The organism is Streptomyces sp. CAI-85 (assembly GCF_013363615.1).
Classification (GTDB): Bacteria; Actinomycetota; Actinomycetes; order Streptomycetales; family Streptomycetaceae; genus Streptomyces; species Streptomyces antibioticus_B.
Window position 1 is genome coordinate 75,540 of sequence record NZ_JAANNX010000014.1, and the last position, 20,921, is coordinate 96,460.

The 20,921-nt window shown below is 73.0% G+C and carries 18 protein-coding genes; 9 read left to right on the top strand and 9 right to left on the bottom strand.

Features of this window, described 5'->3' with window-relative positions; genetic code table 11:
• Positions 1-54 precede the first annotated feature (54 nt).
• Together G6W55_RS18425 and G6W55_RS18430 are read right to left on the bottom strand one after the other, a co-directional pair.
• Positions 55-885, bottom strand: a complete 831-nt coding sequence (locus G6W55_RS18425; RefSeq protein WP_175521940.1) for a heme ABC transporter ATP-binding protein — start codon at positions 883-885, stop codon at positions 55-57.
• A 262-nt stretch (positions 886-1,147) separates the two neighbouring features.
• On the bottom strand, positions 1,148-2,233 hold the full coding sequence (locus G6W55_RS18430) for an iron ABC transporter permease (RefSeq protein ID WP_175521941.1): 1,086 nt from the start codon (positions 2,231-2,233) through the stop codon (positions 1,148-1,150).
• Positions 2,234-2,298: 65 nt separating this feature from the next.
• Between G6W55_RS18430 and G6W55_RS18435 the strand changes: the two genes are divergently transcribed.
• Complete coding sequence (locus G6W55_RS18435) at positions 2,299-2,943, top strand: PhzF family phenazine biosynthesis protein (protein ID WP_175521942.1); 645 nt, start codon at positions 2,299-2,301, stop codon at positions 2,941-2,943.
• Here G6W55_RS18435 and G6W55_RS18440 read toward each other — a convergent pair whose 3' ends face one another.
• Positions 2,944-3,591 carry a heme oxygenase (biliverdin-producing) gene (locus G6W55_RS18440; protein WP_175521943.1) on the bottom strand — a complete coding sequence of 216 codons (648 nt, stop codon included), beginning with the start codon at positions 3,589-3,591 and terminating at the stop codon, positions 2,944-2,946.
• Between the two features lie 155 nt (positions 3,592-3,746).
• Entirely contained in the window at positions 3,747-4,604 is an 858-nt protein-coding gene (gene map / locus G6W55_RS18445; RefSeq protein ID WP_175521944.1) for a type I methionyl aminopeptidase, read from the bottom strand.
• A 59-nt stretch (positions 4,605-4,663) separates the two neighbouring features.
• Here map and G6W55_RS18450 point away from each other — a divergent pair, with 59 nt between their 5' ends.
• Positions 4,664-4,894, top strand: a complete 231-nt coding sequence (locus tag G6W55_RS18450) for a hypothetical protein (protein ID WP_030794251.1) — start codon at positions 4,664-4,666, stop codon at positions 4,892-4,894.
• Positions 4,895-5,726: 832 nt separating this feature from the next.
• Here G6W55_RS18450 and G6W55_RS18455 read toward each other — a convergent pair.
• Positions 5,727-6,323: a hypothetical protein gene (locus G6W55_RS18455; RefSeq protein WP_175521945.1), complete on the bottom strand. Its 597-nt coding sequence runs from the start codon at positions 6,321-6,323 to the stop codon at positions 5,727-5,729.
• A gap of 103 nt (positions 6,324-6,426) precedes the next feature.
• Here G6W55_RS18455 and npdG point away from each other — a divergent pair, with 103 nt between their 5' ends.
• Together npdG and G6W55_RS18465 are read left to right on the top strand one after the other, a co-directional pair.
• On the top strand, positions 6,427-7,143 hold the full coding sequence (gene npdG / locus G6W55_RS18460) for an NADPH-dependent F420 reductase (protein ID WP_175521946.1): 717 nt from the start codon (positions 6,427-6,429) through the stop codon (positions 7,141-7,143).
• A gap of 77 nt (positions 7,144-7,220) precedes the next feature.
• Entirely contained in the window at positions 7,221-7,400 is a 180-nt protein-coding gene (locus G6W55_RS18465) for a hypothetical protein (RefSeq protein ID WP_175521947.1), read from the top strand.
• Here G6W55_RS18465 and G6W55_RS18470 read toward each other — a convergent pair.
• Positions 7,390-8,190, bottom strand: coding sequence for a site-2 protease family protein (locus tag G6W55_RS18470; protein WP_175521948.1), 801 nt, complete (start codon positions 8,188-8,190; stop codon positions 7,390-7,392). The genes G6W55_RS18465 and G6W55_RS18470 overlap by 11 nt on opposite strands.
• Before the next feature lie 205 nt (positions 8,191-8,395).
• On the opposite strand from G6W55_RS18470, the gene G6W55_RS18475 reads away from it, so the two are divergent.
• Entirely contained in the window at positions 8,396-12,667 is a 4,272-nt protein-coding gene (locus G6W55_RS18475; RefSeq protein ID WP_175521949.1) for a BTAD domain-containing putative transcriptional regulator, read from the top strand.
• 30 nt (positions 12,668-12,697) lie between these two features.
• Here the strand turns inward: G6W55_RS18475 and G6W55_RS18480 are convergent, their stop codons facing one another.
• The 3 genes from G6W55_RS18480 to panB form a co-directional block, all read right to left on the bottom strand.
• Positions 12,698-13,549 (bottom strand): ABC transporter permease, encoded by an 852-nt coding sequence (locus G6W55_RS18480; protein ID WP_254876326.1) that lies wholly within the window; start codon positions 13,547-13,549, stop codon positions 12,698-12,700.
• Positions 13,546-14,571: an ATP-binding cassette domain-containing protein gene (locus G6W55_RS18485; RefSeq protein ID WP_078633262.1), complete on the bottom strand. Its 1,026-nt coding sequence runs from the start codon at positions 14,569-14,571 to the stop codon at positions 13,546-13,548. The genes G6W55_RS18480 and G6W55_RS18485 overlap by 4 nt, the downstream gene beginning before the upstream one ends.
• Positions 14,572-14,792: 221 nt before the next feature.
• Positions 14,793-15,668, bottom strand: coding sequence for a 3-methyl-2-oxobutanoate hydroxymethyltransferase (gene panB / locus G6W55_RS18490; RefSeq protein WP_175521950.1), 876 nt, complete (start codon positions 15,666-15,668; stop codon positions 14,793-14,795).
• 198 nt (positions 15,669-15,866) lie between these two features.
• Between panB and G6W55_RS18495 the strand changes: the two genes are divergently transcribed.
• The 4 genes from G6W55_RS18495 (at position 15,867) to G6W55_RS18510 (ending at position 20,774) form a co-directional block, all read left to right on the top strand.
• Positions 15,867-17,471, top strand: coding sequence for an MFS transporter (locus G6W55_RS18495; RefSeq protein ID WP_175521951.1), 1,605 nt, complete (start codon positions 15,867-15,869; stop codon positions 17,469-17,471).
• Positions 17,472-17,593: 122 nt separating this feature from the next.
• Positions 17,594-18,223: a TetR/AcrR family transcriptional regulator gene (locus G6W55_RS18500; RefSeq protein ID WP_309243757.1), complete on the top strand. Its 630-nt coding sequence runs from the start codon at positions 17,594-17,596 to the stop codon at positions 18,221-18,223.
• 178 nt (positions 18,224-18,401) lie between these two features.
• Positions 18,402-19,469 (top strand): endonuclease/exonuclease/phosphatase family protein, encoded by a 1,068-nt coding sequence (locus G6W55_RS18505; RefSeq protein WP_175521953.1) that lies wholly within the window; start codon positions 18,402-18,404, stop codon positions 19,467-19,469.
• 75 nt (positions 19,470-19,544) lie between these two features.
• Complete coding sequence (locus tag G6W55_RS18510; RefSeq protein ID WP_175521954.1) at positions 19,545-20,774, top strand: MFS transporter; 1,230 nt, start codon at positions 19,545-19,547, stop codon at positions 20,772-20,774.
• Positions 20,775-20,921: the final 147 nt, after the last annotated feature.

A 20,921-nucleotide genomic window follows, 5' to 3' on the forward strand; every position in this document is an offset into this window, starting at 1 on the left:
AACGACCGGATCACGGTGACCGAAAGCGGACCCCAAGGGCGGGTCAAAGGAACTTCAAAGGTTCCGTTCGAGGTCCCGTTCGGGGGTCACCAGAAGCGCTCCGGTCCGCGGGTGCGGAAGCACCTCCACCGGTTGGTCGTACACCTCCGACAGCAGCCCCCCGGTGAACACTTCGGCCGGCGGCCCGTCCGCCGCGACCCGTCCCTCGTGCAGGACGGCGACCCGGTGCGCGTAGGCGGCCGCGAGCCCCAGATCGTGCAGGACGACCACGACCGCGTCGCCCTCCCGGGCCCGTTCCCGGCACAGCCGCAGCACCAGCTCCTGGTGCTTGAGGTCGAGCGCGGCGGTCGGCTCGTCCAGCAGGAGCAGCGGCGCGCGCTGGGCGAGCACCCGGGCGAGCGCCACCCGGGCCCGCTCGCCGCCGCTCAGCGCGGAGAACGGCCGTGCGGCGAAGCGGGTCACCTCGGTCGCCGCCATCGCCTCGGCGATCACCGCCTCGTCCTCGGCGGGCGAGGAGTCGTGCGGCGCCCGGCCCATCCGGACCACGTCCGCCACGGTGAACGGGAACGACAACACCGCCGCCTGTGGCAACACGGCCCGCCGCAGGGCGAGTTCCGGCGCGGACCACCCCGCGGCGGGCCGCCCGTGGATCCGCACGGTGCCGGCCGCGGCGGGCAGATCGGCGGCGAGCGCGGCGAGCAGCGTGGACTTCCCGGCCCCGTTGGGCCCGACCAGCGCGAGCACCTCCCCGGCCCGCACCCGCACATCGACCCCGCACAACACGTCCCGCCCCCCGAGCCGCACCCACACCCCATCGGCCTCAGCGACGACCTCCCCCCGGGCAACGACCTCGGGAGGCACGGCCCGACCACGAAGAACTCTCATACAACGGCTCCTGAAAAGAGGGGAAGGGAAACACCGGCAGACGGGGTGCAGGGCCCGAAGGGCCCGCCCCCCAGGGGCGCGGGGAACTGCGCGACCAGCCACGACGCACCCGCACCCGCCGTCCGTCCGCCCCCGGCAGCCCGAACCGCGGGGTCGCGCCGGGGGTTTGGGGGCCGCAGGCCCCCTAGGGGCGCGGGGAACTGCGCGACGAGCCACGACGCACCCGCACCCGCCGCCGGACCGCCCGCCGCACGGCGAACACTCACGCCCAACCCCCCTGCCGCCGCCGCGTCCTCCGCAGCAGCCAGAAGAAGAACGGGCTCCCCAGCAGCGCCGTGAGAACCCCCAGCGGCAACTCCGCCGGAACGGCAACCGTCCGCGCCACCAGATCCGCCGTGAGCAGCACCAGCGCCCCCAGCAACGCACTCCCCGGCACCAGGAACCGATGCCCGGGCCCCGCCGCCATCCGCAGCAGATGCGGGATGACCAGCCCCACGAAGCTGATGATCCCGGACACGCTCACCGCCGCCGCCGTCAGCAGAGCGATCACCAGGATCAGCACGATCCGCAGCCGCTCCACCTCGACCCCCAGATGCCGCGCCGGCCGCTCCCCGAGCGCCAGCAGGTCCAGCCGCCGGGAGTACAGCGGCGCCAGCCCGAGCCCGATCACCGCGCACGGCAGCACCGCGAGCACCTTGGGCCAGGTCGCCTGGGAGAGCGACCCGAGCTGCCAGAAGGTGATCTGCTGGATCGCCGCCGCGTCCGCGAAGAACAGGCACAGCCCGATCAGCGCCCCCGCGAAGGCGTTGACGGCGATCCCGGTGAGGATCAGCGTCACCACCTCCGACCGCCCCCCGGACCGCGACAGCACGTACACGAGCAGCACCGTCCCGAGCCCGCTGAGAAACGCGAACGCGGGCACGCTCCAGTTCCCGAGGAACGTGAAGCCGAACGCGATCGAGGCGACCGCCCCCACCGCCGCGCCCGAGGAGATCCCGATGACCCCCGGCTCGGCGAGCGGATTGCCGAACACGCCCTGCATGAGCGCCCCCGCACACCCCAGCGACGCCCCCACCAGCAGCGCGAGCACGATCCGCGGGAAGCGCACGTTCCACAGCACCGACTCGGCGACCCGGTCCAGCTCGCCGCCGCCCAGCCCGATCCGGTGCTGCACCGAGGACAGCACGTCCCCGACCGGGATCGGATACGCGCCCAGCGCACCGGCCACCGGCACCAGCACGGCCAGCGCCACCACCAGCCCGGCGGTGAGCAGCCAGGCGGTGCCGCGCGAGCCGCGGGGCACCGTCGCACGGGCCACGGAATCGACTTGCTTGTCCAGGACGGTCATGAGGGAACCTTAGGTGAGGCTTACCTACATCAAGACAGGTGGGCGGGCGGTGTTTCAATGCCCGGGTGACTGATTACGACGTGCTCCGCGTGTTCTGCGCGCCGAACCGGGGCTACGGCAACGAACTGGCCGTGGTCCGCGACGGTTCGGTCCTGCCCGACCGCCGGGACCGCCAGGAGTTCGCGGCGAAGCTCGGCTTCAGCGAGACGGTGTTCGTCGACGACCCCGAGCGGGGCGTCATCGACATCTACACGCCCACCCTGCGGCTGCCCTTCGCCGGCCACCCCTGCGTGGGCACGGCCTGGCTGCTCGACGTGCCCGAACTGGTCACCCCGGCCGGGGTGGTCGGCGTCCGGCTGGACGGCGAGTTCAGTTGGATCGAGGCGCGGGCGGAGTGGGCCCCGCCGCGCACCCTGCGCCAGTACGGCAGCGCCGCCGAGGTCGACGACCTGGCGGTGCCGCCGCCCGGCGAGTGGATCTACGCCTGGGCGTGGGAGGACGAGCCGGCCGGCCGGATCCGCGCGCGTGGCTTCCCCGGCCGTGACGACGGCGTCGAGGAGGACGAGGCGACCGGCGCGGCCGCCCTGCTGCTCACCGAGCAACTGGGCCGCGCCCTGAACATCACCCAGGGCGCCGGCTCCCAGATCCTCACCGCCCCGCAGCCGTACGGATGGGTGGAGATCGGCGGCCGCGTTTTTCTGGAACGCTGATCACGCGGAGAGCGGGAACTCCTCGCCCAGCGCCCGGAAGACGGCCGTGTTCAGCGCGAAGGCGCGCTTGCACTCGGTCACGATCCGCTGCTTCTCCAGGTCGTCCGCCCGTACCCCGTCGAGCAGTTCGCGGTAGTCGCGCTTGAACGCGGCCGGGTTGCCGATCTCCTCGAAGACGTAGAAGCGGACGCCGTCGCCCTTCTTCTCGAACCCCCAGGTCCTCTCCGCCTTGTCGCGGATGATCTGGCCGCCGGAGAGGTCGCCGAGGTAGCGGGTGTAGTGGTGGGCGATGTAGCCGGCCGGCCACTGCTCGGCGCACTCGCGCACCCGGTCGGCGTAGACCCGGGTGGCGGGCAGCGCCGACAGGCCCGCGCGCCAGTCGGGGCCCCGCAGATGGGCCAGGTCCCGTTCCAGCGCGGGCAGCCGGTACAGCCGGGGCTGTATGAAGGGGCCCGCCACCGGGTCCGACGCCAGCGGGCCGGCGCCGGCCTCCAGCGCCTCGTACACGAACCAGAGCTGCTCGGTGTAGCGCGCGTACGCGTCCACGCCGAGTTTGCCGCCGAGCAGGTCGCTCATGAACGTCGAGGTCTCCGCCTCCACGTGCTGTTCGTGGGACGCGGTGCGGATGAGTGTCGAGAACGAGTCCATGGGGCAGATTTTCTATGGTTAGGCTTACCTAAGTCAATGCCTTGCCGACCTTCTGTCGGTAACCTTTCCGACAAGCGGTCGGTAAAAACGTACCCGGACGCCGAAAGACCCGCCCTCCGGGGGAGAGCGGGCCTTCTCGCGGCACGGGAGCGGGGTCAGGGCAGCGTGAGGATCTCCGCGCCCGTGTCCGTCACCACCAGCGTGTGCTCGAACTGGGCGGTCCGCCTGCGGTCCTTGGTCACCACGGTCCAGCCGTCGTCCCACATGTCGTACTCGTGCGTACCCAGCGTCAGCATCGGCTCGATCGTGAACGTCATCCCGGGCTGGATGACGGTCGTCGCGTGCGGGCTGTCGTAGTGCGGGATGATCAGGCCCGAGTGGAACGACGAGTTGATGCCGTGACCGGTGAAGTCCCGCACCACGCCGTATCCGAAGCGCTTGGCGTACGACTCGATGACCCGCCCGATGATGTTGATCTGGCGGCCCGGCTTGACGGCCTTGATCGCCCGGTCCAGGGACTCCCGGGTCCGCTCGACCAGCAGCCGGCTCTCGTCGTCGACGTCCCCCACGAGATACGTGGCGTTGTTGTCGCCGTGCACTCCGCCGATGTACGCGGTCACGTCCAGGTTGACGATGTCGCCGTCCCGCAGCACCGTCGAGTCCGGGATGCCGTGGCAGATCACCTCGTTGACGCTCGTGCACAGCGACTTGGGGAAACCGCGGTAGCCGAGCGTGGAGGGGTAGGCGCCGTGGTCGCACATGTACGCGTGCGCCGCCTTGTCCAGCTCGTCGGTGGTCACCCCCGGCGCGATCAGCTTCGCGGCCTCCGCCATGGCGCGCGCCGCGATCCGCCCGGCGCGACGCATCGCCTCGATCGTCTCGGGCGTCTGCACCTCCGGTCCGGTGTACGGCGTCGGCGCGGGCTTGCCCACGTACTCGGGACGGCGGATGTTTCCGGGCACGGAACGGGTGGGGGACAGCTCCCCTGGAACGAGCAGCGACTGGCCAGACATGCCGGCGAGTCTATCGAGCGGCGGTGGGGGAACATGTGGGGTGGCGAGAGGAGCAGGTCATGCCGCTGTTCAAGAAGCGCGTCACGGGAAAGCCGGGCGAGTGGTTCTACTGCCTGGAGCACAAGAAGGTGGAGGAGGGTCCGGACTGCCCCGGCAAGGACCGCTTCGGCCCCTACGCGTCCCGCGAGGAGGCCCAGCACGCGATGGACACCGCCCGCGAACGCAACCTCCAGTGGGAGAACGACCCCAAGTGGCACGACACCCCGACGGGCACCCAGGAGGAGGACTAGCCCCTTGCCGGGGGCGAGGCGAGCCCGCCAGGGCGGTGAGCCCCCGCCGGGGGCGCGGGGTGCGGCGCACGGTCGGACTGTGGGGTTCTCGCCGACCGCTTCGTCGGCAGGCAGCGGCCCCACCACAGGCTGAGCCCCACCGGGGAGTCCGGCGCGCGTATAGCTGGGCCGTGGGGTTCCCGTCGGCCGCCTCGTCGGTGGGCGGTGGACTCCAGCAGGGGCTGAGTCCCCGCCGGGTACTAGCCCCTTGCCTGGGGCGCGGCGAGTCCGCCAGGCCGGTGCGGCTGCCGGGCAGCGGCTGGCGGGCGCGGCCTGGCCCGGACGGGCACCGAGCCCCTCCGGGGGTGCCCGGCCGGACTGCGGGGTTTCCACCGGCCGCCTCGCCGACGGGGGCTGAGCCCCCGCCGCCCCTTGGCTTGGGGGCGCGGTGAGTCCGCCAGGGCGGTGCGGCTGCCAGGCAGTGGCCGGTGGGCGTGGCCTGGCCCGGACGTGTACTGAGCCCCTCCGGGGGGCGTGTGGCGCGGCGCCCGGCCGGGTTCTGGGCTACTCGCCGGCTGCTTCATCGGCGGGTGGTGGCCCCGGGCAGGGGCTGAGCTCCGCCAGGGGCCCGGCGCGGTGCGTGGCTGGGTTGTGGGGGTTCCGTCGGCCGCCTCGCCGGTGGGGCGGGGGCCCGGACAGGGGGAGTCCCGCCGGGGGGCGTCCGGCGCGGTGCGTGGCTGGGCTGTGGGGTTCCCGTCGGCCGCTTCGCCGACGGCGGTGGACGCCGGCAGGGGCTGAGTCCCCGTCGTCGAGGGGGCGCCCGCCCGGCCCCCGTGTCGGCCGTCCCGGCCTGTTACCAGGGCGGTGGTGGTGGGGCCGTCAGGGATTCGGCCAGGGCGGCCAGGCGGGTGCGTAGGGTGTGGTGGGGGCGGCCGGGGTGGGGGTTCTCGCCTGTGGCCGCGCTGACCAGGTGCTGGACCGTGTCCAGGTCCAGTTCCGAGCCGTCCGGTACCGGGAGCGACTCGTGGGCCAGGGACGTCAGGTCGGGCTCGGGCGGGCCGAGGGCGAGGACCGTCACACCGGCGCGGCGGGCGTCCGCCACCCGGTCCAGGAGCGGCGCGTCCGCGGCCGGTGAGGCCACCAGCAGGGTCTCCCCGCGCCGGGCCGCGCCGATCCGCCCCAGGCCCACCGCCAGATGCGGCGGGTCCGAGGGGCGCGCGTGATGGCGTACCAGGGTCGGCGCCAGTTCCGGCGTACCGGACCAGGCCGCCTCGTCCACCAGATGCGCCGCGAGATGCCACGGCTCGTACTCCGCCGTGCCCACCAGCAGCAGCCCGCCCCCGTGCGAGACCACCGAGCCCCGCAGCACCGCGGCGAACCCGCGGGTGGCCCCCAGCCACTCGGTCCCGGCGAGCACCTCGCGCAGCAGCGCGACCCGTACGGCGTCCATGCCGCCGCATCCTGCCCCAATCGGACACCGCCCGTGGGCGGTTCGCCGCACCTTCACCCGGCACGGCGAAAGCGGCCCCGCGTGCCCCACGTAAAGTCGGCCCATGACCTCTACCGACAGTGCACAGAACGCTCCCGCGAAGGCCCCCGCCAAGGACCCCTGGGACCTGCCCGACGTCTCCGGACTGGTCGTCGGCGTGCTCGGCGGCACCGGCCCGCAGGGCAAGGGGCTCGCCTACCGCCTCGCCAAGGCCGGCCAGAAGGTGATCATCGGCTCGCGGGCCGCCGACCGCGCGCAGGCCGCCGCCGAGGAGATCGGTCACGGGGTCGAGGGCGCCGACAACGCCGAGACCGCCCGCCGCAGCGACCTCGTCATCGTCGCCGTACCGTGGGACGGGCACGGCAAGACGCTGGAGTCGCTGCGCGAGGAACTCACCGGCAAGATCGTCGTCGACTGCGTCAACCCGCTCGGCTTCGACAAGCAGGGCGCCTACGCCCTCAAGCCGGAGGAGGGCAGCGCCGCCCAGCAGGCCGCCGCCCTGCTCCCCGGCTCCCGGGTCACCGCCGCCTTCCACCACCTCTCGGCGGTCCTGCTCCAGGACCCGGAGATCGACGCGATCGACACCGATGTGATGGTGCTCGGCGAGGAGCGCGCGGACGTCGAGATCGTGCAGGCGCTCGCCGGCCGTATCCCCGGCATGCGCGGCGTCTTCGCGGGCCGGCTGCGCAACGCCCACCAGGTGGAGTCCCTGGTCGCCAACCTGATCTCCGTCAACCGCCGCTACAAGGCGCACGCGGGCCTGCGCGTCACCGACGTCTGAGCGGACGGGCGGATGGGGGACACTGGGACGGCACCACCCGGTGTCCCCAGCAGGCAGGACCGACAGGAGAGACCCCCATGCCCCGCCTCGCCCTCTTCACCCTCGTCGTCTGTCTCCTCGCCGTGGCCGCCGCCGTGATCTCCTTCGCGCGGGGCAGCTTCCTGGGGATCGTATGGGTGCTGCTGGCGGGGCTGTCGTCCAACATGACCTGGTACTACCTCAAGCGCGAGAAGGCCCGGAAGTCCGTCACCGGATGACCGCGCAGTACTCGTTCGACTCCTCCCAGAACCGGTAGAGGTTCTCGCCGCAGTAGCGGTTCACGTCGTCCACGCCCAGGCCGTCGAGGAGCGCGTAGATCGCCTGGAAGAACTCCCGGTTCACCGCAGGCACCATCAGCAGCGCGAACACGAACAGCAGTCCGAACGGCGCGAACGGTGCCACCTGGCGGCGTACCGAGTACGACAGCCAGGGCTCGATCACGCCGTAGCCGTCCAGCCCCGGCACCGGCAGGAAGTTCAGCAGCGCCGCCGTCACCTGGAGCAGCGCGAGGAACGCGAGCGCGTACCGGAAGTCGCGCGGTACGCCGTCCAGCGCGTCCAGCCAGAACGGGGCCGTGCACACCGCCGCGAACAGCACGTTCGTCAGCGGGCCCGCCGCCGAGACCAGGCTCTGCCGCCAGCGGCCCCTGATCCGCCCGCGCTCGATGAACACCGCGCCGCCCGGCAGACCGATCCCGCCCATGATCACGAACACCACGGGCAGCACGATGCTCAGCAGCGCGTGCGTGTACTTCAGCGGGTTCAGCGTGAGGTACCCCTTCGCGCCCACCGAGATGTCCCCGCTGTGCAGGGCGGTGCGCGCGTGCGCGTACTCGTGCAGACAGAGCGAGACGATCCAGGCGGCCGTCACGAACAGGAACACGGCGACCCCGGGCTGCTCGGCGAAGCCGGTCCAGGTCGCCCAGCCGGTGACCGCCGTGACGGCCAGGATCCCGAGGAAGACGGGACTGATCCGTCGCTCGCCGCGGCGGGTGATGGCGGTGGTCATGGGGCTCCCCCGGGGACTCGTGCGCACGCTCCGAACGGCCCGACCGTACCGGGCACCGGGCGCACCGGGAAAACGTCTCGCGGTGCCCCCGGGGTTCCATGCAAGGCTGGGGAACCGGCCGGCACCGCACCGATCCGCACCGCGCCGCACCGAACCGCCGCCCACCGGCGGATCCCCGTGACCGCCCGCCACGCCACCGGACAGAATGGACCCCGTGCGCTACCGCATCCTCGGCACCACCCAGGCGCTCCGCCCGGACGGCACACCCGTCGCCGTCGGCGGGGCGCGGCTGCGTGCCCTGCTGACCGTGCTGGCGCTGCGGGCCGGACGCACCGTGCCCGCCGGCACGCTGGTGGACGAGGTGTGGGCCGGCGACCCGCCCGCCGACGCCACGGGCGCGCTCCAGGCCCTGGTCGGACGGCTGCGCCGGGCGCTGGGCCCGGACGCCGTGGACTCCACGGCCGGCGGCTACCGGCTCACCGCCGGGCCCGACGCGGTCGACCTGCACCGTTTCGAACGGCTCACCGCGGACGGACTGCGAGCCCTCGCCGACGGCGACCCCGCCAAGGCGGCCGGCCTCCTCGACGACGCGCTCGCCCTCTGGCAGGGCCCGGCCCTCGCCGACCTGCCCGACCGCACGGCGGAGGCGGCCCGCCACGAGACGCGTCGCCTGGACGCCCTGCGGGCCCGGCACACTGCGGCGCTCGCCCTCGGCCACGCCGCGCAGTCGCTCCCCGAACTCACCGCCCTGTGCGACGCCCACCCCCTGGACGAGCCGCTCCAGACCCTACGACTGCGCGCCCTACGCGACACCGGCCGCCCCGCCGAGGCCCTGGCCGCCTACGACGAGGTCCGCCGCCTGCTAGCCGACCGCCTGGGCTCCGACCCCGGCCCCGCCCTCCGCACCCTGCACGCAGAACTCCTCAACCCGGAGGAACCCCCACGGGCCGAGTGGCGCACGACCCGGCCCACAGCACCGACCCGCCCACACCGGTGGACAGCCCCGGACACCCCCGACCCCGACCCGGCCGCACCTGCCTCCGGCCCGGACAGGGACCCACGCTTCGGAGCTGGCCCCGGGACTGGCACCGGCCCCGGCGCCAGCGCCGGCACCGGCTCCGGCCGCAGCTCGGCCGCTCAAGCCCCGGGCTCGGACACGCGCTTCGGCACCGGTCCAGGCTCCGGTTCCCGCCGAGAAACCGGTTCCGGCCGCGGCTCGGCCGCACCTGCCCCCGGCTCGCACACGGGCCCGCGCTTCGGCTCCGGCACTGGCACCGGTTCCGGTTCTGGCTTTGGTCCCGGTTCCGGCCGCGGGCCCAGCTACGGGTCTGACTCCGGTCCCGGCTCGGACACCGACCCGGGCTTCGGCACCGGCCCAGGCTCCAGCTCCGGAGCCGACTCCGGCTCCGACACTGGCACCGGTCCAGGCTCTGGTTCCGGCCTCGGCTCCGGTTCCGGTTTCAGTCCCGGTTCCGGTCCAGACTCCGGTCCCGGTCCCGGCTCCGCCGCGCCTGTCCCGGGCTCGGACACCCACCCGGGCTTGGGCACCGGCCCGGGTTCCGGCTTCCGCTCCAGCTCCGGTTCCGGAACTGGCACTGGTTCCGGCACCGAAACCGGTCCAGGCTCCCGCCCAGGCACTGGCACCGGCCCAGGCTCCGGCTACGGTCCCGAGTCCGGTTCCGGTTCTGGCCTCGGCCCCGGACAGGGGTCCAGCCCCGGTCCCGGCTGGGGCACAGGTCCCGGCTCCGCCGCCCCTGCCCCCGGCTCGGACTCCGGCACTGGTACCGGCTACGGTCCCGAGCCTGGTCCCGGCTGGGGCACCGGCCCCGGACCTGGCCCCGGCCCCGGTCTCCACCCCGGCCCCACAGAGCCCCCCGTTGCGGTGGCCCTACCACCCGATGCGCCGGGCGTGGTTGCGGGCGGTGCCGCCCCCGCCGGGGCGCCCCTGGACGGTGCCTCCGCCCCCGGCAATCTCCGTGCCCGGCTCACTTCCTTCGTGGGGCGGGAGGTCGATATCGAGGTGATTCAGGGGGATCTGGCCGGGGCCCGGCTCGTCACGTTGCTCGGGCCCGGTGGGGCGGGTAAGACGCGGCTGTCGCAGGAGGTCGGTGAGGCTGTGCGGCGGCATCTGCGGGACGGGGTGTGGCTCGCCGAGCTGGCCCCCGTGTCCGACCCGGACGCCGTGCCGCAGGCCGTCCTGACCGCCGTCGGAGCGCGTGAGACCGTGCTGTACGGCGCCGGTGCCGAGGAGATGCGGGCGGTGGCCGAGCGCCACGACGACCCCGTGGAACGGCTCGTGGAGCACTGCGCGCGCCGCCGCATGCTGATCGTCCTCGACAACTGCGAGCATGTCATCGAGGCCGCCGCACGGCTCGTCGCCCGGCTGCTGGAGCGTTGCCCGGGTCTCGTCGTCCTCGCCACCAGCCGCGAACCCCTCGGCGTGCCGGGCGAGTTGGTGCGGCCCGTGGAGCCGCTGCCGGAACCGGTCGCGCTGCGGCTGCTCGCCGACCGGGGCGCCGCCGCCCGGCCGGGCTTCCGCACCGGCGACGACCCGGAGGCGTGCGCCGAGATCTGCCGGCGGCTCGACGGACTGCCGCTCGCCATCGAACTGGCCGCCGCCCGGCTGCGGATACTGACCCCGCGGCAGATCGCCGACCGGCTGGACGACCGTTTCCGCCTCCTCACCTCCGGCAGCCGTACCGTCCTGCCCCGCCAGCAGACGCTGCGCGCGGTGGTCGACTGGTCCTGGGACCTGCTCGACGAGGACGAACGCGACGTCCTGGCCCGGCTGTCGGTCTTCGCCCGCGGCTGCGACCTCGCCGCCGTCGAGGCGGTCTGCGGCGGCGGCGACGCCCTCGACCCGCTCTCCTCCCTCGCCTCCCTGGTCGACAAGTCCCTGGTCGTCGCCGCCCCCGCGGCCGACGGCGCCATGCGCTACCGGCTCCTGGAGACCGTCGCCGAGTACGCCGCCGAACGGCTCGACGAACGCGGCCACCGGCCCGCCGCCGAGCGCGCCCATCTCACGTACTACCGCGAACTCGCCCGCACCACCGAGCCGTTGCTGCGCGGCTCCCGGCAACTGGAGGCCATCGAACGCTTCCAGGCCGAGTACGAGAACCTGCGCACCGCGCTCCGCCGGGCCGTCGACGCCCGCGACGAGCAGGAGGCGCTGGTGCTCGCGCTGTCCCTGGTCGGCTACTGGCAGATGCGCGATCTGCGCATCGAGGCCCGCAACTGGTCCCGCGCGGTGATGGAGCTGGGGCCCGACCCGTTCACCGACCCGGTCCGCCCCGCCGCCCCCGTGCGCGAGCCCGTCATCGCCACCCCGCCGCCGCTGACCGGCGAGGTGCTCCAAGAGGCCCGCCGCGGTGTCCACCTCTCCCATCTCGCCTGTATGGACATGGAGTTGGAAGCCTGGGACAACCCGGCCGCGCAGAACAAACTGCGGGTCGTCGGCGAGACCTACGCCCCCGGCCTCCCGCAGACCTGCCGCGCCCCCGGCCTGCTCTGGTTCTACGCCGTGATGCTGACCGGCGACATGGACCGCATCCGCGTCATCGTGGACGCCAACGTCGAGACCTGCCGCGCCACTCCGGGCTACGAGCACGAGCTGGCCACCTGCCTCCAGATGCGCGCCAACCTCCTCGCCAACCGCTCCGACTGGGCCGGGGACGCGGGCCGGGACGCCGACGAGGCCCTGGAGATCTTCGGCCGGCTGGGCGACTCCTGGGGCGCCGCCGAGGCGTACTCGGCGCGGGCCGAGGCGAGCGAGCGGCTCGGCGCCTACCGGGAGGCCGCCGTCGACTATCAGGCGGCCATGGACCACGCCGAACACCTCGGCGCCCGCCACCAGTTGGCGGTCCTCGGCGCCCGGCTGGGCAGCGCGCTGCTGGAGGCGGGGGAGACCGAGCGGGGCGAGCGGCTGCTGCGCGACGTCATCGACAGCCGGTGGGGCATGGCCAACGAGGCGATGCCGATCGCCCGGCTCTTCCTCGCCGGCAGCCTCGGCCTCAACGGCCGCCTGACCGAGGCCCGCGAACAACTCCTGCTGCTGCGCGAGGAGTTCGGCATCGCGCACTTCGTCGTCTTCGACGCCTTCATCCTCGGCGCCGAGGCATGGCTGGATGTCCTCGACGGCCGCTACGACAGCGCGCTGGCCGCCGTCCGCAAGGCCCTGGAACGGGCGGCCGACAAGCTGTCCATGACCATCGCCCCGCACATGCGCGCCTTCTACCTCGTCATCGCCGCGGCCGCCCTCGCCGGTGCCGACGGCGGCCGCCGGGCCGTGGACGCCGCCCGCTGCCTGGGCACCGCCGACACCCTGCTCCCGCCCCACCACGTCGCCGTACGGCTGGAGCGCGAGGCGCACCGGCTGGCCACCGAGCGGGCCAGGACCGCGCTCGGCGAGACGGCGTTCGACGCCGCGTACGCCGAGGGCGGCGGCCTCTCGTACGACGAGGCCGCCGCCCTGGTGTGAGCGCGGAAGGGCACAACCGGCCCCGGACACTCAGGTCTTGGTGCGGAACTTGTGGATCGCGACCGGCGCCATCACCGCGGTGAGCCCCACCGACCAGGCCAGGGTCACCCACAGACCGTGCGCGACCGGACCGCCCACCATCAGTCCGCGCGCCGCGTCGGCGAGCGAGGACAGCGGGTTGTACTCGGTGAAGTTCTGGAGCCAGCCCGGCATCGACGCGGTCGGCGCGAAGATCGACGAGCCGAACTGGAGCGGCATCAGCACCAGGAAGCCCATCGCCTGCACCGACTGCGCGTTCTTCATCGTCACACCGAGGGTGAGGAACACCCACATCAGCGCCGAGCCGAACACGGTCGCCAGACCCACGGCGGCGAACAGCCCCGGCCAGTGGGTGATGTCGAAGCCCACCAGCACGCCCACGATCATGAGGATCACGCAGGCGACCAGCATGCGCATCAGCTCGACCACGATCTTGGCGAACAGCACCGAGCCGCGCCCGATCGGCAGCGACCGGAACCGGTCCATCACACCGGAGTTGAAGTCGGTGTTGAAGCCGGTGCCCACGCCCTGGGCCATGTTCATCCCCATCATGGCCAGCAGACCGGGCACGACGTACTGCACGTACGCCTCCTGGCCGCCGCCCAGCGACTGCCCGATGGAGCCGCCGAAGACGTACACGAACAGCAGGGTGAAGATCACCGGGAACAGCACGGCGTCGAACATCGACTCCGGGTCCTGCCGTATCCACAGCAGATTGCGGCGGATCAGCGCGCCGGTGTGGCGCAGATGGCTGCGCAGCGGGATGCGCGAGTCGGCGAAACCGGCGGTCTCGGTGCCGGTGGCCGCGGGGGCGCTCTCGGGGGTGATCGTGGGGGCGCTCATACGGCGACCTCCTCGCGGGTCTCGGAGGGGACGGTGTCCTGCGGACCGCTCGCGCGGTGGCCGGTCAGCGACAGGAACACCTCGTCCAGGCTGGGCAGTTCGGTGGTGAGGGAGGACAGCGTGATGCCGCGCGCGGTGACCGCGCCGACGACGGCCGTCAACTGCTCGTCGCTGAGCACCGGCACCAGCACCGAGGCCCGCTCGGTGTCCACGACGGTGGCGGCCAGGCCCGTGATGCCGAGGTCGTCCAGCGCGCGGGCCAGCGGACGGAGCTGGAGCGGGTCCGCGGGGCGGATGCGCAGGGTGCGGCCGCCGACCTTCGCCTTCAGCTCCTCGATGCCGCCCTTGGCGATGACCCGGCCGCGGTCCACGACGGTCAGCTCGGAGGCGAGCTGCTCGGCCTCCTCCATGTACTGGGTGGTCAGCAGGACGGTCACGCCGTCCCCGACCATCGCCTTGACCTCGTTCCACACCTCGTTGCGGGTGCGGGGGTCGAGGCCGGTGGTCGGCTCGTCCAGGAACAGCACGGCGGGCCGGCCGATCATCGAGGCGGCGAGGTCGAGCCGGCGCCGCATACCGCCGGAGTAGGTGCCGGCGGGACGACGGGCCGCCTCGGTCAGCGAGAACCGCTCCAGCAGCTCGTCGGCGCGGGCCCGCGCGTCCTTGCGGGACAGATCGAGCAGCCGCCCGATGAGGTACAGGTTCTCCCAGCCGGGGAGCTTCTCGTCGACGGAGGCGTACTGCCCGGTCAGACCGATCACCCGGCGGAGCTGGCGGGGCTGGCGTACGACGTCGTAGCCGACGACGGTGGCCTGGCCGGAGGTGGGGGCGAGGAGGGTGGACAGGATGCGCACCAGGGTGGTCTTGCCGGCGCCGTTCGGGCCGAGCACGCCCATCACGGTGCCCTCCCGCACATCGAGGTCGACACCGTCCAGTGCCCTGGTCTCGCCGTAGTGCTTGACCAGCCCCCGAACGGTCACGGCGCTTCCGGCGCCACTGGGGTTCGTGTCGATTCGCTTCATGCCGACAACGATGCGGGGCCCCGCCGACAAACCACCGACATCCCGCCGACAGCCCCGCCTACAGATCACCGACATCCCGCCGACAGATCACCGACACGATCCGAAAAGGCCCGGAACGCGCGGCAGCCCGCCGACGGGGGAAGATCGGCGGGCTGCCCTGTGCGCGGAAAATGGCTCAGTGGACCGTCTGGACACGGTTCAGCGCACCATCGGGGTACGGCTCAGTGGACGGAGTGCTCGTCCAGCGGGAACGTGCCGCCGACGACGTCCTCGGCGAACGCCTTCGCCGCGTCGCCCATGACCCGGCGCAGGTCGGCGTACTGCTTGACGAACTTCGGGACCCGCCCGCCGGTCAGACCGAGCATGTCGGTCCACACCAGCACCTGCGCGTCCGTCTCCGGCCCGGCGCCGATCCCGACCGTCGGGATGTGCAGCACCCGGGTGACCTCGGCGGCCAGCTCGGCCGGCACCAGCTCCAGGACCACCGCGAACGCGCCCGCGTCCTGCACGGCCTTCGCGTCCCGCAGAAGCTGCGCGGCCGCCTCCTCGCCCCGCCCCTGCACGCGGTAGCCCATCGCGTTCACGGACTGCGGGGTCAGACCGATGTGGGCCATGACCGGGATCCCGGACTCGACGAGCAGCTCGATCTGGCGGTGCGAGCGCTCCCCGCCCTCCAGCTTCACGGCGCCGACCCCGGCCTCCTTGACCAGCCGGGTCGCCGAGCGCAGCGCCTGCACCGGGCCCTCCTGGTAGGAGCCGAACGGCAGGTCGCCGACGATCAGGGCACGCTGAGTGCCGCGTACGACGGCCGCCGCGAGCATGGTCATCTCGTCGAGGGTGACGGGGACGGTCGTCTCGTACCCCAGATGGCAGTTGCCCGCCGAGTCGCCGACGAGCATGACCGGGATCCCGGACTCGTCGAACACGGACGCGGTCATCGCGTCGTAGGCGGTGAGCATGGGCCACTTCTCGCCGCGCTCCTTGGCGAGGGCGATGTCCCGGACGGTGATACGGCGTGTGCCCTTCCCCCCGTACAGCGCCTTGCTGCCGTCGGTGGGTGTCTGCGGTGCAGTCTGGGCAGCCGAAAGCTGCGTCATGGCAACGGCTCCTTCGTCATCTCGAGGCGCCCTCACGGCGTCCCCGGACCACCTCCCATGGTGGCACCTCGTGCCACGGGGGACCAGACCGCCCCCTGTGGCCAAGGTCTCGCCCCGGTGCACCCACCCGGGTAAGGTCTCCGTAAAGGATTCCGATACGAGACGGTTCCGTATCGGAAGTGGCCTAGGCTCGTGGTCATGACTACTCCTGCCGTCCACCGGATCCCGGAAGAGGTGCACCGGCGCCGCTGGGCCATCCTCGGTGTGCTGATGCTGAGCCTGCTGATCGTGGTGCTGGACAACTCGATCCTGAACGTCGCCATCAAGACGATCTCCACCCCGGCTCCCATCGGCCTCGGCGCCACGCAGAGCGAGCTGGAGTGGGCCATAAACTCCTACACCCTCGTCTTCGCGGGCCTGCTGTTCTCCGCCGGTCTGCTCGGCGACCGCCTCGGCCGCAAGAAGGTGCTCCTCGGCGGCCTGGTCGTCTTCGGCATCGGCTCCGCGCTCGCCGCCGAGTCCGGCTCCCCGGCCCAGCTCATCGCCTTCCGCGCGCTGATGGCCGTCGGCGCCGCGTTCGTCATGCCGGCCACCCTCGCCGTCCTGATGAACGTCTTCGAGCGCGAGGAGCAGCCCAAGGCGATCGGCGTCTGGGCGGGCGGCGTGGGCATCGCCATCGCGATCGGCCCGATCACCGGCGGTCTGCTCCTGGACCACTTCTGGTGGGGCTCGGTCTTCCTGGTCAACGTCCCGATCGTGCTCATCGCCATCGCGCTGATGATCTGGCTGGTCCCCGACTCCCGCGACCCGAAGCCCGGCCGGATCGACCCGATCGGCGTCGTCCTGTCCGTCGTCGGCTTGGTCCTGCTGGTCTACGGCATCATCAAGGGCGGCGAGCTGGCCGACTTCACCGACCCGACCGTGCTGCTGACCATCGGCGCCGGTCTCGCGGTGCTCGCCGCGTTCGTCATCTTCGAGGCGCGCAGCGACCATCCGTCCATCGACGTCACCTACTTCAAGAACAAGGTGTTCTCGGCCGCCATGGCCGTCATCACCCTGGTCTTCTTCGCGCTGATGGGCGTGACGTTCTTCTCGGTCTTCTACACCCAGAGCGTGCGCGGCTACTCACCGCTGGAGACCGGTCTGCTCCTGCTGCCGCTGGCCGTCGCGCAGATGATCTTCGCGCCGCGGGCCCGGCTGGTCGTCGACCGGATCGGCGTCCGGGCCACGACCACGGTCGCGATGCTGGTGCTGGCCGCGAGCCTGCTGGCGTTCGCCCTGTTCGACCAGGACACCCCGCTGTGGGTCCTGGAGATCGTCTTCTTCGCCATGGGCGCCGGCATGGCCCACGTCATGACCCCGACCAGCGTCGTCATCATGCAGGCGCTGCCCCGCGAGAAGGCCGGCTCCGCCTCCGCGCTCAGCAACACCTTCCGCCAGGTCGGCGGCGCGCTCGGCATCGCCGTCCTCGGCTCGGTGCTCTCCACCGCCTACCGCAACGGCATCGAGGACAAGCTCGGCGGTCTGCCGCCCGGCCTGCGGGACACCGCGGGCGAGTCCATCGAGGCCACCCTCGGCGTCGCGGCGAAGCTCGGCGACCGGGGCAAGGCCCTCGTCGGGCCCGCCGACGACGCGTTCCTGCACGCCATGCACATCACCGCCGTCTGGGGCGCCGCGATCGCGCTGGTCGGCGCGGTCGTCGTCGCCCTGTTCCTGCCGGGCCGCCCCAAGGCCGGCCCGGAGGCCGCCGGGGACACCGGCGACGCGGGGGAGGAGGAGGCGCTGGCGCGCGTGGAGTCGTAGCCGGAGCCGACGAAGGCCGCCGGCCGGCGTGGAGCCGCGGCGGCGGCCGGGCGACAATCACACCAGGGGACGACGGCGCGACGGCCGGTGTGCCGCGCCGACCGACGAAAGGACCGATGGACGTGAGCCTCGCCGACCGTGGAACCGCCGCGGAGCCGCCCACCCGGGGCCGGCCCCGCAGCGAGGCCGTGGAACGGGCCATCATCGAGGGCACGATGAAGCTCCTCGAGGACGGCGTCCCGCTCGCCGAGATCTCCATCGAGCGCATCGCCCGCACCGCCGGCGTCGGCAAGGCCACCATCTACCGGCGCTGGAGCGGCAAGGAGGAACTCTTCGTCGACGTCCTGCGCGCCGCCGAGCCCGACGACCCCGAACTCCCCGGCACCTCCCTGCGCGACGACCTCGTCGTCCTGCTGGAGGCCCTGCGGGTGCGCGGCCTCGCCAACCGCTCCTCGGCGATCCTGCACAACGTCCACGCCCAGATGAAGTCCAGCCCCAAGATCTGGGCGGCGTACGACAGTTCGGTGATAGCGCCCCGGCGCAGGATGGGCCTCGAAGTCCTGCGCCGCGGCCGGGAGAACGGCGAACTGCGCGCCGACGTCGACCTGGAACTGCTCAACGACATCTTCGTCGGCCCCATGCTGGTGCGCAGCGTGCTGCGCCCCGACGCCGACCTCACCGACGACCGGCTCGCCGAACGGATCGTCGACACACTCCTCGAAGGGCTGGGTCCCGCCGAGGGAACGGCCTGAATGTGCGCGTTGCGTCACAGAGCACCCTTTCCCCGCCGGGGCCGGAACCCCCTGCGCCGCGCCCTTCGTCCTCGTGCCCGTACGGCCGTCACGCGACGGCGAGAACCGAGCCGTTCATCCCCTAGGGTCGTACCCGCGGAGGACGTACGGTGTGCACGGCAGGCAGTGAGGCGACGGTATGGCGCAGCAGGCGTACATGACGGAGACGGACGGCGACGGCGGCTCGGGACCCGAGCGCCGGAGAGCCCGGCTCCGGCGCCTGGTGGGGGACCTGGCCGCCCGGCTGTCGGCGGGCTGGCGCGGCGACCCGCGGATCTGGCGGCGCGGACTGGTGCTCGCCGCGCTCGCGCTGCTGTTCTCGCTGGTGATGCTGGTGCACTCCCGTATCCCCAACCGGTTCGGCAACCTCGGCTCCCTGACCGAGACGTTCCTGCCCTGGATCGGGCTCTTCATCCCGCTGCTGCTGGTGCTCGCGCTGGTGCGCAGGTCGGCGACGGCGCTGATCGCGGTCGTGCTGCCCGCGGTGGTGTGGCTGAACCTCTTCGGCGGGCTGCTCACCGAGAAGACCGGCGGCGGCGGGGACCTCACCGTCGCCACGCACAACGTCAACGCCGACAACCCCGACCCGTCCGGCACCGCCCGGGACGTGGCCGCGTCCGGCGCGGACGTGGTGGCGCTGGAGGAACTCACCGCGTCGGCCGTGCCGGTGTACGAGAAGGCGCTCGCGACGACGTACCGGTACCACTCGGTGCAGGGCACGGTGGGGCTGTGGAGCAAGTACCCGCTGAGCGGCGTGAAGCCCGTCGACATCAAGCTCGGCTGGACGCGCGCGATGCGGGCCACGGCGGCCACGCCCGAGGGCGACGTCGCCTTCTACGTCGCGCATCTGCCCTCGGTCCGGGTCAAGCTCCAGGCCGGCTTCACCGCCCGTCAGCGGGACAAGAGCGCGGACGCGCTGGGCGAGGCCATCGCCGACGAGCGGATCGACCAGGTGGTGCTGCTCGGCGACCTCAACGGCACGATGAACGACCGCTCGCTCAACGCCGTGACGTCCCAGATGCGTTCCACGCAGGGCGCGGCGGGGCACGGCTTCGGGTTCAGTTGGCCGGCGTCGTTCCCGATGGCGCGGATCGACCAGATCATGGTGAAGGGCGTGGAGCCGGTCACCTCGTGGACCCTGCCGCAGACGACCAGTGACCATCTGCCGGTCGCGGCGCGTGTGAAAGTCGCCACAACGGACTCCTGAACGAGGGCTCGGGCCGAGTTTGTTTCGTCAGTGAACATATGCTGGGGGACCCTCGACCCGAATGCTGAGCCCCTCATGCCTCTGGCCCTGCTCGCCCTCGCCGTGGGCGCCTTCGGCATCGGCACCACCGAGTTCGTGATGATGGGCCTGCTGCCCGACGTCGCGGCGGACCTGCACACCTCGATCCCCACCGCCGGACACCTCGTCTCCGCGTACGCGCTCGGCGTCGTCATCGGCGCCCCGGTGCTGGCCGCGGTGACGGCACGGCGGTCCCGCCGTACGGTCCTGATGGCGCTGATGGGCCTGTTCGTGGCCGGCAACGCCCTGTCGGCGCTGGCCCCCGACCACGGCTGGCTGCTCGCGGCCCGCTTCCTCAGCGGTCTGCCGCACGGCGCGTTCTTCGGCGTGGGCGCGGTCGTGGCCACCAACCTGGTGGCGCCGGAACGCAAGGCACGCTCGGTGTCGCTGATGTTCCTCGGCCTGACCGTCGCCAACATCGCGGGCGTCCCCGCCGCCACGCTCGTGGGCCAGCACCTCGGCTGGCGGGCCGCGTTCCTCGGCGTCAGCGTGATCGGCGTCGCGGCGATCGTCTCGCTCGCCCTGCTGATCCCCCGTACCCTGCCGGGCGCGGCCGCCCCCGGCGGACTCCGCGGCGAACTGACCGCCCTGCGCTCCCTCCCGGTCTGGCTGGCCCTGGGCACGACGGTCGCGGGCTTCGGCGCGCTCTTCTCGGCGTACAGCTACATCGCGCCGATGCTGACGGACGCCGCCGGGTACGCCGACTCCAGCGTGACGCTGCTGCTCGCCCTGTTCGGCGTCGGCGCGACGGTCGGCAACCTGCTGGGCGGCCGCCTCGCCGACCACGCGATGCGCGCGACGCTGTTCGGCGGGCTTCTGTCACTGGCGGCGGTACTCGCCCTCTTCCCGCTGCTGATGCGCACCCAGCCGGGCGGCGCGCTCGCGGTCGTCCTCCTCGGCGTCGCGGCGTTCGTCGCGGGCAGCCCGCTCAACCTCATGGTCATGGAACGCGCCACGGCAGGCCCGTCCTTGGCCTCCTCCGCCAACCAGGCCGCCTTCAACCTCGCCAACGCGGGCGGCGCCTGGATCGGCGGCCTCGCCCTCGCGGCGGGGCTGGGCGCGACGTCCCCGGCCCTGGCGGGCGCGGCGCTGGCTCTGCTGGGGGTGGGGGTGGCCACGGCGGCGTACGTCGTGGACCGCCGCGGAGCGACTCCGCCCGGGGCGACACCCGACCGCATCATCGCGACACACGTCCCGTCGACGGCGCAGCACCAGCCACAGGCCTGACGGATGGGCATGTGCGGGCCCGGCGGTGGCTGATCGCGCAGCTCCCCGCGCCCCTGAAGGCCGGGCTGCGCCCAGGCCCCAACCCCGTGGCTATGTGCGGGTCCGTGGGGGCTTGTCGCGCAGTTCCCCGCGCCCCTGGGTGGGCAG

What these genes read in the sequence shown, in the direction of transcription:
- G6W55_RS18440 (WP_175521943.1), bottom strand. Translation starts at nt 3,591, where the DNA reads ATGGACTCGTTCTCGACACTCATCCGCACCGCGTCCCACGAACAGCAC.
- panB (WP_175521950.1), bottom strand. Translation starts at nt 15,668, where the DNA reads ATGACGCAGCTTTCGGCTGCCCAGACTGCACCGCAGACACCCACCGAC.
- G6W55_RS18450 (WP_030794251.1), top strand. Translation starts at nt 4,664, where the DNA reads ATGCCGCTGTTCAAGAAGCGCGTCACGGGAAAGCCGGGCGAGTGGTTC.
- map (WP_175521944.1), bottom strand. Translation starts at nt 4,604, where the DNA reads ATGTCTGGCCAGTCGCTGCTCGTTCCAGGGGAGCTGTCCCCCACCCGT.
- G6W55_RS18480 (WP_254876326.1), bottom strand. Translation starts at nt 13,549, where the DNA reads ATGAGCGCCCCCACGATCACCCCCGAGAGCGCCCCCGCGGCCACCGGC.
- G6W55_RS18510 (WP_175521954.1), top strand. Translation starts at nt 19,545, where the DNA reads ATGCCTCTGGCCCTGCTCGCCCTCGCCGTGGGCGCCTTCGGCATCGGC.
- G6W55_RS18470 (WP_175521948.1), bottom strand. Translation starts at nt 8,190, where the DNA reads ATGACCACCGCCATCACCCGCCGCGGCGAGCGACGGATCAGTCCCGTC.
- G6W55_RS18425 (WP_175521940.1), bottom strand. Translation starts at nt 885, where the DNA reads ATGAGAGTTCTTCGTGGTCGGGCCGTGCCTCCCGAGGTCGTTGCCCGG.
- G6W55_RS18505 (WP_175521953.1), top strand. Translation starts at nt 18,402, where the DNA reads ATGGCGCAGCAGGCGTACATGACGGAGACGGACGGCGACGGCGGCTCG.
- G6W55_RS18495 (WP_175521951.1), top strand. Translation starts at nt 15,867, where the DNA reads ATGACTACTCCTGCCGTCCACCGGATCCCGGAAGAGGTGCACCGGCGC.
- npdG (WP_175521946.1), top strand. Translation starts at nt 6,427, where the DNA reads ATGACCTCTACCGACAGTGCACAGAACGCTCCCGCGAAGGCCCCCGCC.
- G6W55_RS18430 (WP_175521941.1), bottom strand. Translation starts at nt 2,233, where the DNA reads ATGACCGTCCTGGACAAGCAAGTCGATTCCGTGGCCCGTGCGACGGTG.
- G6W55_RS18455 (WP_175521945.1), bottom strand. Translation starts at nt 6,323, where the DNA reads ATGGACGCCGTACGGGTCGCGCTGCTGCGCGAGGTGCTCGCCGGGACC.
- G6W55_RS18465 (WP_175521947.1), top strand. Translation starts at nt 7,221, where the DNA reads ATGCCCCGCCTCGCCCTCTTCACCCTCGTCGTCTGTCTCCTCGCCGTG.
- G6W55_RS18475 (WP_175521949.1), top strand. Translation starts at nt 8,396, where the DNA reads ATGGACCCCGTGCGCTACCGCATCCTCGGCACCACCCAGGCGCTCCGC.
- G6W55_RS18485 (WP_078633262.1), bottom strand. Translation starts at nt 14,571, where the DNA reads ATGAAGCGAATCGACACGAACCCCAGTGGCGCCGGAAGCGCCGTGACC.